Origin of the sequence: Vibrio ulleungensis (assembly GCF_016900875.1) — a bacterium.
Taxonomy (GTDB): Bacteria; Pseudomonadota; Gammaproteobacteria; order Enterobacterales; family Vibrionaceae; genus Vibrio; species Vibrio ulleungensis.
Genome location: NZ_JAFEUM010000002.1, coordinates 113,196 through 126,944, shown reverse-complemented (window position 1 = coordinate 126,944; position 13,749 = coordinate 113,196). Strand labels below are relative to the sequence as shown.

The following is a 13,749-nucleotide window of genomic DNA, read 5'->3' as shown; positions in this document are numbered from 1 at the left end:
AACAGGTCGTTAAGCCACGTCTAGATAACTGCTTTTAAGTAGATTGAACTTGTCGACTAACACTTGGATTCCACCTTCGTCAAAATCGACCAAGCCACTGGCAACCATGTTTTTCGTGCCGTGCCCAACTATTTTCCCATTTTCGACAAAATCAAAATTGAGTATAACGTGACCACGTTTGCCTTTGACTTCCATTGACGCACCAGTGAAATTAACTTTAGGGTCAACAATATCTAAGTGAAGAAATTCAACTTCCATGTGCTGATACATCACTAATGGCCGCGCAATGTTGATCATCTTTCCTTGCTCACGCATTAGCGGAACCATTATGTGAGGAAAGTTCATACCCGAAAACGCGACATACGCTTTAACCACTTTTTCTATCAAAGCATGGTCATGACTGAGCTCACCAGATTGGGTCATTTCTAAATAAACCTTCTGATTATCGTCGGTCAATAACGACGTGTTGTTGCATTGCTTAGCAAGCTGAATATTCGTTGTCTCGTTAACCATTCCTGCAAAATTAAACGCCATTTTTTGTGACAGGCCATTTTTATGCAGTAGAAAAGCAAACAATAAATCACCAGGTACGCAAAATCGTTTGTTATCTACATCATGAATAGGGTTAAAGTCACCCGCGATGGTTTTGGCAAAATCACTGGCTTGTTGGCGGGTAAATCGAACAGACTGATTTTCATCCGTGTAATAGTTTGTGAGGTACATGCTAATATTAATACTCTGTCGTAAGTTACGGCATTATAGCCGTTAAAACCAAAAATATTGGTCTATCCAGTTTACTGGCTGAATAGACCAAGAATTTAGTGCTTGTGATGTTTATCCGGTAAAGACTCTATATAAGTGACTAAATGATCTATCTGATTTGGTTCTAAGAAACCTTTCCACGGAGGCATCATAGGGCTTTTGTTTACGCCGATCCCTCCAAGTTCTATAATCGCTTTTATGTCAGTCGAGTCTACTGAAAACTGGTAAAGGGGAGACGTAAAATCGGGCATTTCTTCTACGCCAAGCATTTCGGAGTCGGGACCATTTCCATCTCCTGTTACACCATGGCAACGTGCGCAGTTTACAGCAAATAATTCTTCTGTCGCTTGTTCATTATATCCAGATGGAGCTTGCTTCGTCGTTTCTTCAGCAGCGGTAATATCAGCATATTGTGCGTCAACTAATTGCAAAACCTCGCCAGTTGGGGAAGAAGCTGCGCCTAATGTTGTCACCAATATTGTGCCACTTCGCAATTGAACTACAGAGCTTATTCCGCGTTGTGCGTATTGGTTAGCTCGTGCTAAAGGTACCGCCTTTTGATCTGTAGGAGACGATTGCTCTGCCAATGGATCAACCATAAATAGCTTTGCAGAGTAGTTATCGGCGAAAATGTATTGCCCTTCAAGTCCAGGATAAGTTTCGCCTCTATTAATAACCCCACCAATCACTGCACGGTCGTAAGCGTTGTGTTCATATGCATAATATGGACCTTGGAAGACCATATTCTCAGGTTCTTCCACTCTTTTTCCTTGCCAAGACTCGCCTTCAGTCCCTGGAAACTGATAGTGCTTACCTTTTTCAATAATATTAACTTCTTCCCACACAGTCGATCCTACGTCACCCAACCATAACTGACCGGTTTGAGGATCAAAGTTAAATCTGAATGGATTACGAAGTCCTAGTGCCCAATACTCATCGAGAACATCACTATTGCCGATAAACGGGTTGTCTTTTGGAACAAGATAGTTCTGAGCGAGCCCATGATTAAATGGCATCGTTGGTTTGGCACTTTTTTCTTCATCCATGTCTATGTCGAGTCGCAGCACTCCGGAACGAAAAACCTGATTATAACGAGTTGCCTCTTTAGGATGTACTCCTTCACCAAGACCTAAGTACAAAAACCCATCCAAACCAAATTCGACGGAGCCACCATTGTGAAACCCTGACTTACTACGACGCATTTCTAGAATAATTTCTTCTGAAAGATTTCGTTCGTCGAGTGTAGGTAAGCTGAGGTCAAATCTAGAGAGTCGATTGTATTGAAACTCAGAAGGGCGAGAATCTGTGTAATATACATAGATGTAGGGTTGTTCATCTATTGATTCGCTAAATCTAGGGTGAAAGGCGAAGCCTAGTGCTCCATTTTCGATCTCAACTTCACCAAGTTTATCCGAAAGATCGATTACTAAAGTTGTAGGTAAATCTGAATTTAACGATGAAGCGCTAAACAGTTTTCCTTTGCGCTCTAGAACGTAAATTTCACTTTCGTCGTTTGGTGATTGTTTAGCCAAAACTGGCTGAGCAAAAGTCTTGCCCGGAAGGTGATTTTTAAAACCCCAATCCGATTCCTCGATTGGATTAAAGAATATTCGAACTTGAGTAATTTTATTCGCAATGTCTCTGTCTGAAACAAACGCTTTACCAAGCAATAAGGGCGTTATGAAATACAATAGAACCAAGAGTCCTGACAACGAGAAAAGTCGTTTAATTAGGCTAGCAAAGATCCTAAACGGGAACGTAAATATCGATTCCCCATTTTTAACTCCGTAAACATAGTAGCTAAGAACATAAGCTAAGGTACTGAAAACGCCAAATGCTGCAATAAACTGAGCATCGTAATTAATGGTTGTTGCAAGGAAGATGTATAGCGAACCTGTTGTATAAGCGACTAGATAGAACATGTATTCAAGCGCGAACCGATTTATCGTTTCAAACGCCGTGATTCGGGTAATGATCAATACAGTGATTATCTGAATAGCGTAAGTAACCGCAAATACTCGAAGCATTGTCCACATATCTGAGGTACTTACATACACCGTAGGCAAGTGCAGTATTTTTCGTGGGATAATATCAAAATGCCTAGAAAAGTAGTACGCAACTATGACCGAAATCGAGATGAGGATTAGTTGAAAGCATATCATCAATATCGATTTTAACGCATTATCTCGCATGTTCGCTTCCTTATTAGAACTGCTATACAAATTAAAGTTGATGCAAAGTCAGTATTAATGCTGCCATTAGTTGTTATGTGTTGTACATAATGTTGATGATTATTTATCACTTTGTTTAACTTATGATAATTCGCATCTGATTGAAAAGGGTGGGGAATGCTGTGTTGACTTAAACAAAGGTGGTGTGATTGCCATTTAGGCTAAATGAAGTACAATGCTGCGTTCGCTGTCTGTGCATTGGTATTTGTACGTAAAACAGCGTCCCTATCACGCAGCCATTCACCCAATTAAGCTGCATTATTAATAAAACACGTCTTGCTTAGTATGCAAGACCACTGTAATAGGACATAACATGCCTGTAATTACACTTCCTGACGGCTCTGAACGTCAATTTGAAAACCCTGTTTCTACTCTTGATGTTGCTGCCGATATCGGCCCTGGTTTGGCAAAAGCCACCATTGCGGGTCGCGTAAATGGCGAACGTGTTGACGCGTGCGATTTAATCGAACAAGACGCAGCTTTAGAAATCATCACAGCAAAAGACGAAGTAGACGGCTTAGAGATCGTACGTCACTCTTGTGCGCACTTGCTCGGTCACGCAATCAAGCAACTGTACCCGCAAGCAAAAATGGCGATCGGTCCAACCATCGACAACGGTTTTTATTACGATATCGATATGGAAGAGTCTTTGACTGATGAAGACCTTGCCAAAATCGAAAAGCGTATGAAAGAGTTGGCTAAAACGAAATATCAAGTCGTTAAGAAAAAAGTCAGCTGGCAGGAAGCGCGCGATACGTTTGAGTCTCGTGGCGAACCTTACAAAATGGAAATCTTAGACGAGAACGTTGCCAAAGACGATCGTCCAGGGTTGTACCATCACGAAGAATACGTCGACATGTGTCGTGGACCTCACGTACCGCACATGGGTTTTTGTCAGCATTTTAAACTGATGAATGTAGCAGGCGCATATTGGCGTGGTAATAGCGACAACAAAATGCTGCAGCGCATTTACGGAACAGCTTTCCACGACAAAAAGGCGCTAAAAGCACACATTGTGCGTTTAGAAGAAGCGGCAAAACGCGATCACCGTAAAATCGGTAAGCACTTAGACCTATTCCACATGCAACAAGAAGCACCAGGCATGGTGTTCTGGCATCACAATGGTTGGTCCATTTTCCGCGATTTAGAAGTATTTGTACGTGAAAAACTAACAGAATACGATTATCAGGAAGTAAAAGGTCCACTGATGATGGACCGTGTATTGTGGGAACGTTCAGGACACTGGGATAAATATGGCGACGCTATGTTTACCACTCAGTCTGAGAACCGCGATTACGCCATCAAACCGATGAACTGTCCAGGTCATGTGCAGATCTTTAATCAAGGTCTTAAGTCATACCGTGATCTGCCGCTTCGCATGGCCGAATTTGGTTCATGTCACCGTAATGAACCTTCTGGTGCATTGCACGGCATTATGCGCGTACGTGGCTTTACACAGGACGATGCGCACATCTTCTGTACTGAAAGCCAGATTCAAGACGAAGTGACCTCTTGCATAAAAATGGTCTACGATACCTACAACACATTCGGTTTTGACAACATCGTTGTTAAGCTGTCAACACGTCCAGAAAAACGTGTAGGCTCGGATGAGATTTGGGACCGTTCTGAAGACGCTCTACAAGAATCTCTTAAAGCGATGGACATCCCTTTTGAAATTCAAGAAGGCGAGGGTGCATTTTACGGACCGAAAATTGAATTTACTTTGTATGATTGTCTCGATCGTGCATGGCAATGTGGTACAGTGCAGCTCGACTTCAATTTGCCGGGCCGTTTGGGCGCGTCATACGTAGACGAAAACAACGAACGTCAAGTTCCGGTGATGATTCACCGCGCAATTTTAGGTTCATTAGAGCGTTTTATCGGTATTTTGATCGAAGACTACGCAGGCTTCTTCCCAACCTGGTTAGCACCAGAACAGGCCGTGATTTTGAATATCACGCAAAAACAAGAAGCTTATGTAGCTGAAATAGCGAAAAAACTGCAAAAAAGTGGAATTAGAGCCAAAGCGGACTTGAGAAATGAGAAGATTGGCTTTAAAATCCGCGAACACACTTTGAAGCGTGTCCCGTACATGTTGGTTTGTGGTGACCAAGAAATGGAAGCCGGCGAAATCGCAGTACGTACTCGTAAAGGTAAAGATCTCGGTAAGTTTAAAGTGGATGATTTTATCTCATACATCCAAGACGAGATTGCTAGCCGTAAGCTCAATCTGGAGGAATAAGCTATTAAAGGCGGAAGACGTGGCCAAGCGCCAGTTAAGCAAAACCCACACCGTTTAAACGGTGAAATCCGTGGCGTTAAAGAAGTTCGTTTAACGGGTGCAGATGGTGAACCTGTAGGTATCGTTTCGATTCAAGAAGCGGTAGCAGCAGCCGAAGAAGCAGGAATGGATCTTGTAGAGATCAGTCCAAATGCGGAGCCACCTGTATGTCGCGTAATGGACTACGGCAAGTTCCTCTTTGAGAAGAGCAAAGCTGCTAAAGAGCAGAAGAAGAAGCAAAAGCAGATTCAGATTAAGGAAGTTAAATTCCGACCTGGAACTGATATTGGAGACTATCAGGTAAAACTACGCAACCTGACGCGTTTCCTAGAAGACGGCAACAAAGTGAAGGTAACAATTCGCTTCCGTGGCCGCGAAATGGCTCACCAAGAGATCGGTGTTGACGTTCTGAACCGTTTGAAAGTCGATACAGCAGAACTCGCTGTTGTAGAATCTTTCCCAACGCGTATAGAAGGTCGTCAGATGATCATGGTGTTGGCCCCCAAAAAGAAGTAACAAACGGCCTGCAAGTAGTATAGCCCTGCAGCTTTAAGTTGTAGGGTTTTATTCGCCCTAGTTACATGTTGTTTAATTAATCACAATGCGGAGTTATTCATCATGCCTAAGATGAAAACCAACAAAGGTGCTGCTAAGCGTTTTAAGAAAACTGCTGGTGGAATCAAATTTAAGCACGCTACAAAACGTCACATCCTGACCAAGCGTACGACTAAGAACAAGCGTCAGCTTCGTCCAAATGCAATCCTTCCTAAATGTGAAGTGGCTGCAGTTGTTCGTATGATGCCATACGCTTAATCTTTTTAGTTATCAATCGTTTAGTTTAGGAGAGACATAATGCCTCGCGTAAAACGTGGTGTACAAGCTCGTGCACGTCATAAGAAAGTTCTAAAACAAGCTAAAGGTTACTACGGAGCACGTTCACGTGTTTACCGCGTAGCTTTCCAAGCGGTTACTAAAGCGGGTCAATACGCTTACCGTGACCGTCGCAACAAGAAACGTCAATTCCGTCAACTGTGGATTGCACGTATCAATGCTGCAGCTCGTCAAAATGGTCTATCTTACAGCCGTTTCATCAACGGTCTTAAGAAAGCGTCTATCGAAATCGATCGTAAGATCCTTGCCGATATCGCTGTATTCGACAAAGCAGCATTTGCTGTTCTAGTTGAGAAGGCTAAAGCAGCTCTGTAATAGAACGCTTTAAGACTTTATAAAGGAGGCCTCGGCCTCCTTTTTTATTGCCTTGCATTTAGAATATAAAAGGCCCCACTTAGAAGCGGGGCAAAAATAAATCTATATTAGTAAGTTACACTCATACCGATAAAGTGTAGTCTGCCATCGAAATATCCAGCGTATCCCGCATTTCCACTAGGACCTTTACTTTGGTCAACTTCTACGCTTCCTAGATCTGCATATTCGTAATAGAAATCAATCAAGTAGTCGTTCACTTTGGTTGATGCACCAACCGAGTAGCGCCATTGTTCGCCCACAGGCAAGTCTGCATTTTGTTTCGATGGATCATCTTGCGGTGAGGTTTCGTAAGAGATGCCTGCTTTAAGGCGCCAATCACGATTAAGCTTATACTCCGTACCTAACGCAAAATGCCAAACGTCTTCCCAACCCCTAATTACAGAGGCGTCACCTCCTGCAACACTAACGGGCGTAGTATCCCATGCTGACCAATTGTGCCATTGTACTGACGCGAGTAAATCCCAATCAGAGTTTAGCGAATATGCCATTGAAATATCCGCAATTGCAGGGATTTCTAGTCCAATTGTGGCATCGACGCTACTGTTCAATGTTGTTGTGTCAATCTCATGTTCAATTGCAGAACGATAGCTTAAGCCAAACTTCAGCCTTTCGCTATGCTGATAAAGGGCACCTAAATTATACCCAACAGCCCAGTCATCACCTTGCTCAAAGCTAGGGCCAGTCGCGTTCATTTCGTAAGATGCATAACTGAATTGCAAACCACCACCCAGTGACCATTTCTCTGACACCTGAACACTAACGCTGCTATTAAGCTGCAAGGTCATTAAGGTGATATCGTTTAACGCAAGCGCTGCACCCCAATCAGAACCATAATCGGCTGCCATGCCACCTTGCGAAGCCAACGCAATACCGCCATGCACGGTATCGCTAAGCTGCTTAACATAGTAAAGCCCTATTGTAGGCATAACTTCATGCGCGTTAGCATCGCCATTTGGTCCTATAGGATTGCTAGGGTCTTGTGTGTCGCTGTATTTCATTTCTAGATCCATCACTGACAAGTTACCAGTGAATAGACGGTCACCCATACCAGACATCGTAGCCGGGTTAGTAAACATTGCCGCCGCAGAGTCGGTATGAACACCGTCACCCGCACCTGCAGTACCTAAGTTAGAGTAGGTGGCTTCCGGTAAAAAGAAACCACTCGCATTAGCATTGCTAGAGATTAAAAGCGGAATAACAACGGCTAAATATTTTTTATTGTTTTTCATAAAGAGAATTAGTGCCTCGTGACGATAGATAAATTGGCTCTATGCTGTCACGTGGATTTACTGCAATACATAAATCCAACTTACGTTTGCATATAATTTTCATTTATATCGATCTAAGAACCATTTGTACTTCAGCTTACAAACACTGTCGATTGCCAGCGATTGAATCAGTGTTGCCTGATGAAGGATTTAATAATCTTGCCGACATAATGAAATTACTGGCATATACCTCATTAGTGTTTCATTGTGTAACATACTGATTAGATTGCATTTCAATGTCATATTCCCACTACTAAATTACGCTAGTCTGTTCAGCGCCGTACAAAGTACGGATTGATTTTTAGTAAAATGACTAGGAAAAATAATGAAAATTAAATGGATAGCTGCGTTGATTGCGGCAAATGTTGGCTTAATGGGTTGTAATGGCAGTTCTGGTGGTGACAATGGCGATGATCAAGATGGTGGTAATGAGATCACCACTTCACGCTTCACCGTTATTGATGGATATTTAGAAGACGCATTCATAAGCAGTTGCGCTAATAGCGTTGTGGATGATACATGTGTTAAACACGGCTGGACCGATAAAGAAGGTAACATTACCCTCCGAGACAATGCAGTTAAGCGCTATATCGTAGCAAATATCATTGGTGGTATTTCTTCAGACTCTGATACGACCGGTGTTAGTCCACGCAGCTATACAATGATTGCCGATACCAAAACTGGTGTCGTCACCCCGTTTACCACGTTAGCCTTAGTAAACGATATTACTATTGACGAGCTTGCCATTGATTTGGGTCTTGATGCAGAAGTCATTGGTGCTGATTACATTAAAAAGCAAGATAAGGCAGTACACTTACTTGCGCGTACCATGACTAAAGAGTTAGACGCTCAATTAGAGAACAACGATCCAGAGCAGCTTAAAAGCATTGCTGACGCAGTAAACGACAAAATCTCCGAGATAGATGACGAAACGGATCTCGATGAAATCGAAATTGACGTTGAAGTTGACGACTCTGGAGACATTCAAGTCGATGACGCCCCTCGAATTTCAACGGTTGAAGATTTCCTCGTAAGAGAAGAGTTATCATTTTCTTCTTTAAATCGTGCTTATTTGAGCGATGAAGGGGTATTTACTGGAATTTACGGCAATGACGGTATTTGGCGTGATTCGAACAGTGACGAATCACTCGGTTTCCGAATTACTGATGATTTGGTCACCATATATGATCTGGAATATCCACAAGATCAGGAAACAGATCGCTACATTTATGTATCAAACAAAATTGGATTATCGGTACCTGAAGCAGATGGCGACTTAACGCTGCACGCGACAGAGAACTACGATGTGAACAATAATGAGCATGTGGCTTACACCTTTACAGAAGAAGAGTTAGACGGTGCAACTTTGTATCAACTGCTTGATCGTTCAGATAATAGCGAAGCGGATCCTGTGCTATTGAAATGGGAGTTCAACTCAGGAGTTTTAAGTGTATTTGAAAACGATTCAACCTCTGAATCAGGAACGTACAGTGTTGAAAATGGATTGCTAAGCGTTGCTCTTGATTCTGCAATGCAACTTCAGATGACCAAGCTCGTTAACAACCGTGATTTGATGGTCGTTTACAGCGACTTTGGCAGCGACTTAGATTCGTATTCGATTTTTACTTATGATGCTGATTTTGCAGATAATATCTTAACACGTTGGCAAGGTGAGAACGCGGGACCTCAAGGTGAGCTACAGCAGTTTTTAGAATCTGGCAGATTGATGTACCACGCCAGTTTCAATACTAGTTTTTATCACGAAGAACTCATCTTCACGGGAACTTACGCAGACGGACAATTTACCTCTCCAGAGTTTCCGGACGAAGAAATGGACTATCGAATTGAGGGCATGAAGATTCATTTTGATGAGGACGAAACAGATACTTACCTTTTAATTACTGACGATACGGGACTTGCTGTAACGCTAGAGGGTGACCTTGGCGTGGTTACTCCAACAAACCTTGGACAATCTATGGTTTCATACACACAGGATGAGCTTATTGGGACCACACTCTATTATTTGGCCGATGACTCAACAAGTAAAACTCCATACCCTATGCTAGCAACGCTTTCATTTTCGGAGTATGACGTTGAAATCAGCGAACCTATGGTGCGCGATGGTGATTCAATGTCTGTGCCTTGGACGATCGAAAATGGCAAATTGCTTATTCAGCTGAGCGACGATGACCCATCTGACAACGATATTGTCCTTACTCGTAAATCTAAAGGGCAGAACGTAAGCATCGTTGAAGATTCTGGCCCACATAGAGAGTACTTCGCTGCGACGTTCGAAGAAGCTACTTTGGCCATTAACGTGTACCTAGATTGGAAAGACGCTATCGAGCGATAAATAGTTAGTAATTTTAGTACCGACGTAAGCCCTTGTTAAAACAATTAACAGGGGCTTTTTGTTGCTTAGGGATAACAGTCAAATGCAACAAAAAGAACGATTTAGACAAAGATCACTGGCCTTTTAATGCCATTCAAAGACATAATAGAACCCATAATTTAAGGAGTGAGGTGTTGTAATGAAAAATTGGATTGGCCTATTGTCGTTAGCGGTTCTTGCAGGTTGCAGTAGCGTAGGGGACGGTAAAGTAACGACTGAAAAAGTCACTCTAGACGCATTTGACACCATGCAAATTACAACACCCATTGACACCTATATTACGGTTAGCCCAGCACATACTAATGGCTTAGATATCGCTATTGACCAAAACTTACAGGGGCAGGTGAGTTACGAACTTACTGAGGGTATGTTAACCATTTCCTCAAAGGACAAAATAGAGCCTACCAGCGCAAGTATTTACGCTTCATCCGATACGTTTGATCATCTTGTGTTGGACAAACAAACCCGAGCATGGTTGGCAATACATCAGTTTGACGACTTTACTATTAGTATTAAAGGAACATCCGAACTTAACTTAAGCAAAGTTGAACTCGAAGATTTTACCATCGATGTAGCGGGACAAGCAGACTTCCATGCAAGAGGAATCGTTAAAAATCTAGTGATCACCATTTCAGGTTCCGGTGACCTAGACTTGAGTGGACTTAACAGTCACAAAGCGTCAGTCACCATAATCGGCAACGCCAACGTTATTTTAGGTACGGTAAACGATTTGGAAGTACAAATCTCTGGTAGTGGTGATGTGAAATACAAAACTGGCGCTCAAGCAATGGTTCAATCCTATATATCAGGCGCGGGTCAGGTCACAGCATACAAATAATTGCGAAAGGAATTAAGATGCAATATGACGTAAATTCAGTAAATGACTATCTCGACGCGTTGGAAAGCGATTGGCGCAAAGAAAAACTGCTGCAAGTTCGCACATTATTGATGGATTGTTTTCCTGAGCTGGAAGAGGGCATTAACTATAAAATGCTTTGTTACCGGTTTAATGATGAACCGGTATTTCATCTGAATGCACAGCAGAAATTTATTGGATTTTACGTCGGCGACATTGAAAAAATCGACCCAACAAACCAAATCGGCGAGCACTTTAATGTAGGAAAGGGGTGTGTTCGTATTAGCAAGACTAAGCAAGTTGTTGAAGGTCCTTTCAAAACGTTCGTATTGAACGCGACTGCCCATGTGAAGTCAGGCAAAGACCACAGTTGCTAAAGGACGGTTGCTAAATGTCCGTTGTTAAAAACAGGCTGCTAAGTAACAGATGGCCGCTGTGGTCGCATTGTAAAGTCGTAGATTACGCCTAATTGGGTAAAACTCTGTACAGGTTGCCTGAGTCTGTCGAGATATAGAGATAGTCATTAGGCGAGAGGCTAATATCTCGGATCCTTTCACCTAAATCTTCAAACAGTCGTAGCTCCTCCATAAGCCTTCCATCCACTTGTTTTATCACGCTCACATGCATTAGCTTTAGTGCCCCTGCAAGCCATTTACCGTCTAGATTTGGGTAGCGATCACCGGAATAAAAGAACAATGATCCCGGCGCGATTGATGGTGTATACACCAACTCTGGTTCTTGCATGCCAGGGGGGGAGGTGGGGTCTCCTACCGATATTGGCCCCCAATATTCTTTGCCTTGCGATACTTCCGGCCAGCCATAGTTCGACCCTAACGTGATTTTATTCACTTCGTCTCCGCCTCTGGGACCATGCTCAATTGCCCAAATCTGACCATCATTATCACGAGTGATACCTTGAGGGTTTCGATGGCCGTAACTGAATATTTCTGGAAGTGCCTGCTCGCTAAAAAAGTTTGATGCTGGGGGCTTGCCGTTGTGATCTAAACGAATAATCGTCCCATTGTGATTGGAAAGCTGCTGAGCTGCCTCACGCTCACCTCTTTCTCCTATGGTCATGTAAATATGTTGCTCATCGACGAGCAATCGACTTCCAAAATGTCTTCCACCACTGCCTTCCATTGACGCTGTAAAAAGTGTTGACCACCCGTTCTGCGGTTGCTGTGGGCTAAAAACGGCCAACGCCGTCGCTGCGCCATTATTATTGCTATTACCGTTTTTAGAACTACTGTACGTTAGGTATAACTTTTGGGGGGCAATTGGCGACAGAGAAAGATCAAGCAGTCCACCTTGGCCCGACGTGTAAATATGCTCCGGTACAGGGAGCGATTGATGCGTTTTTGTTGCCAAATCTATCAACAAAATACCACCATTGCGCTCAGTAACATACGCCTTGGTATCTGAAACGAACTCAACGCTCCAAGGCACCTTGAGTCCATCATAGACTTTTTCTAGTTGATACCCATAACTCGGCAACGCAACACTCATTGCTAATACGGCCAACGCACAGTTTTTCATTCACTTTCCCTTCCCATTAATTGATGCATAGATACGCCACAACGTTCTCTTAACTGCGTCCAGTACTCGACATGCTGTTGTAGGTTGGTTTTAAACCTCAGATAGTGCTCAGTGAGGTCCTCACTACCTTGTATTAATAGAATAGGGTGCTGATAGATTTCGAGCAAGGGGACCACTGAGTGATAATGCTGATTCAACTGAGAAAAATACGGCTGCAACCGCTTAACGTAAAGCTCTGAAAAAATGTTAAGCATGATGGTTATTTGTTCCGTCTGTCTTCCAGTGGAACAAAGCACATTTGAATCGTACTGCGTCAGCTGTTGGTTGATTTGCTCTAGCCATTGATTGGTAAAGTGCAGGGAATACAGTAGCTCACCGATATGCCGGTTTTTCTCTAGTTGCTCTTGATAGGCAACGACCGTGAACTGAAGCGGCAAGTCTTTCAGTTCATACCCAATGATTAACTCGTCCAACACCTTAGCAAGATCGCGATAAAACTGATTAGCAGGCGTACTATCAATCGATAACCACTGTTCACTGTAGCGTTGTTTATGACCCGCTTCGGAGTAAAACAAGGCATTATTAATATGCATCGGTAACTGTTTCCATTTTTCGTTAACAATATTCTTAAGTTTGTTCGTCAGCTCTGGCGTCAGGTCGCGCCCCTTAATGCACCTTTCTAGGCCAATGAGAACATTGACTTGATAGTCGAGATTCCGAAATGGATCTTGTACTTTTCCTAAAGCGTCATTGTGCAGGTACACCATTTCGAGCAAATCGCATTTTCGTAACTGAGTTGACTCAACAATACCAATGGTTAACCGCTCTACCGGTTGATAGAACGTCCGTCTGCTCGGTGAGATAAATGGCTTGAATTCCCATTCGATGATTTGAGCGTTTTGAACGCGCGCTATTCTTTGTAAATAGTCTTTAAGGTCATTCTGTGGCGACTTTTGAACAAGATTAATCACGAGAAGGGCGACAGGCACAACAAATGCTGCGAGGATCATAGCGAATAACAGTTTCTGTTTATTTTTCACCTTTTCCCCCGTTCTAAATCTGACGTTTGTATGAGTATACGCAAGCATCCAATGTACAGTTCAATTATCATCACTGCTGAGCGATTAATGCGCATTTGTGTGTTTGAAAACCCTTAT

The 13,749-nt window shown here is 42.9% G+C and carries 12 protein-coding genes; 7 read left to right on the top strand and 5 right to left on the bottom strand.

Annotated elements, in window-relative coordinates:
• Window positions 1-9: 9 nt before the first annotated feature.
• Window positions 10-723: a DUF3581 family protein gene (locus JQC93_RS05545; protein WP_205157488.1), complete on the bottom strand. Its 714-nt coding sequence runs from the start codon at window positions 721-723 to the stop codon at window positions 10-12.
• A 95-nt stretch (window positions 724-818) separates the two neighbouring features.
• Window positions 819-2,954, bottom strand: coding sequence for a PQQ-dependent sugar dehydrogenase (locus tag JQC93_RS05540; RefSeq protein ID WP_205157487.1), 2,136 nt, complete (start codon window positions 2,952-2,954; stop codon window positions 819-821).
• A 352-nt stretch (window positions 2,955-3,306) separates the two neighbouring features.
• Here JQC93_RS05540 and thrS point away from each other — a divergent pair, with 352 nt between their 5' ends.
• The 4 genes from thrS (at window position 3,307) to rplT (ending at window position 6,480) form a co-directional block, all read left to right on the top strand.
• Window positions 3,307-5,235 (top strand): threonine--tRNA ligase, encoded by a 1,929-nt coding sequence (gene thrS, locus JQC93_RS05535; RefSeq protein ID WP_205157486.1) that lies wholly within the window; start codon window positions 3,307-3,309, stop codon window positions 5,233-5,235.
• Window positions 5,236-5,238: 3 nt separating this feature from the next.
• Window positions 5,239-5,790, top strand: a complete 552-nt coding sequence (infC, locus tag JQC93_RS05530) for a translation initiation factor IF-3 (protein WP_205158018.1) — start codon at window positions 5,239-5,241, stop codon at window positions 5,788-5,790.
• A gap of 102 nt (window positions 5,791-5,892) precedes the next feature.
• Window positions 5,893-6,087, top strand: coding sequence for a 50S ribosomal protein L35 (rpmI, locus tag JQC93_RS05525; protein WP_019275792.1), 195 nt, complete (start codon window positions 5,893-5,895; stop codon window positions 6,085-6,087).
• A 39-nt stretch (window positions 6,088-6,126) separates the two neighbouring features.
• Window positions 6,127-6,480 carry a 50S ribosomal protein L20 gene (gene rplT, locus JQC93_RS05520; RefSeq protein ID WP_084887931.1) on the top strand — a complete coding sequence of 118 codons (354 nt, stop codon included), beginning with the start codon at window positions 6,127-6,129 and terminating at the stop codon, window positions 6,478-6,480.
• Between the two features lie 107 nt (window positions 6,481-6,587).
• Here the strand turns inward: rplT and JQC93_RS05515 are convergent, their stop codons facing one another.
• Window positions 6,588-7,769, bottom strand: coding sequence for an OmpP1/FadL family transporter (locus JQC93_RS05515; RefSeq protein WP_205157485.1), 1,182 nt, complete (start codon window positions 7,767-7,769; stop codon window positions 6,588-6,590).
• A 364-nt stretch (window positions 7,770-8,133) separates the two neighbouring features.
• Between JQC93_RS05515 and JQC93_RS05510 the strand changes: the two genes are divergently transcribed.
• From JQC93_RS05510 to JQC93_RS05500, 3 genes are all read left to right on the top strand, one after another.
• Window positions 8,134-10,161: a hypothetical protein gene (locus tag JQC93_RS05510; protein WP_205157484.1), complete on the top strand. Its 2,028-nt coding sequence runs from the start codon at window positions 8,134-8,136 to the stop codon at window positions 10,159-10,161.
• A 178-nt stretch (window positions 10,162-10,339) separates the two neighbouring features.
• On the top strand, window positions 10,340-11,038 hold the full coding sequence (locus tag JQC93_RS05505; protein ID WP_205157483.1) for a GIN domain-containing protein: 699 nt from the start codon (window positions 10,340-10,342) through the stop codon (window positions 11,036-11,038).
• A 17-nt stretch (window positions 11,039-11,055) separates the two neighbouring features.
• Window positions 11,056-11,433, top strand: a complete 378-nt coding sequence (locus JQC93_RS05500) for an iron chaperone (protein ID WP_205157482.1) — start codon at window positions 11,056-11,058, stop codon at window positions 11,431-11,433.
• 88 nt (window positions 11,434-11,521) lie between these two features.
• Here the strand turns inward: JQC93_RS05500 and JQC93_RS05495 are convergent, their stop codons facing one another.
• Window positions 11,522-12,592 (bottom strand): PQQ-dependent sugar dehydrogenase, encoded by a 1,071-nt coding sequence (locus JQC93_RS05495; protein ID WP_205157481.1) that lies wholly within the window; start codon window positions 12,590-12,592, stop codon window positions 11,522-11,524.
• Entirely contained in the window at window positions 12,589-13,632 is a 1,044-nt protein-coding gene (locus JQC93_RS05490; protein WP_205157480.1) for a DUF3080 family protein, read from the bottom strand. The genes JQC93_RS05495 and JQC93_RS05490 overlap by 4 nt, the downstream gene beginning before the upstream one ends.
• Window positions 13,633-13,749 lie beyond the last annotated feature (117 nt).

Coding starts and splice junctions, on each gene's coding strand:
- JQC93_RS05545 (WP_205157488.1), bottom strand. CDS start 723: ATGTACCTCACAAACTATTACACGGATGAAAATCAGTCTGTTCGATTT.
- JQC93_RS05540 (WP_205157487.1), bottom strand. CDS start 2,954: ATGCGAGATAATGCGTTAAAATCGATATTGATGATATGCTTTCAACTA.
- thrS (WP_205157486.1), top strand. CDS start 3,307: ATGCCTGTAATTACACTTCCTGACGGCTCTGAACGTCAATTTGAAAAC.
- rpmI (WP_019275792.1), top strand. CDS start 5,893: ATGCCTAAGATGAAAACCAACAAAGGTGCTGCTAAGCGTTTTAAGAAA.
- rplT (WP_084887931.1), top strand. CDS start 6,127: ATGCCTCGCGTAAAACGTGGTGTACAAGCTCGTGCACGTCATAAGAAA.
- JQC93_RS05515 (WP_205157485.1), bottom strand. CDS start 7,769: ATGAAAAACAATAAAAAATATTTAGCCGTTGTTATTCCGCTTTTAATC.
- JQC93_RS05510 (WP_205157484.1), top strand. CDS start 8,134: ATGAAAATTAAATGGATAGCTGCGTTGATTGCGGCAAATGTTGGCTTA.
- JQC93_RS05505 (WP_205157483.1), top strand. CDS start 10,340: ATGAAAAATTGGATTGGCCTATTGTCGTTAGCGGTTCTTGCAGGTTGC.
- JQC93_RS05500 (WP_205157482.1), top strand. CDS start 11,056: ATGCAATATGACGTAAATTCAGTAAATGACTATCTCGACGCGTTGGAA.
- JQC93_RS05495 (WP_205157481.1), bottom strand. CDS start 12,592: ATGAAAAACTGTGCGTTGGCCGTATTAGCAATGAGTGTTGCGTTGCCG.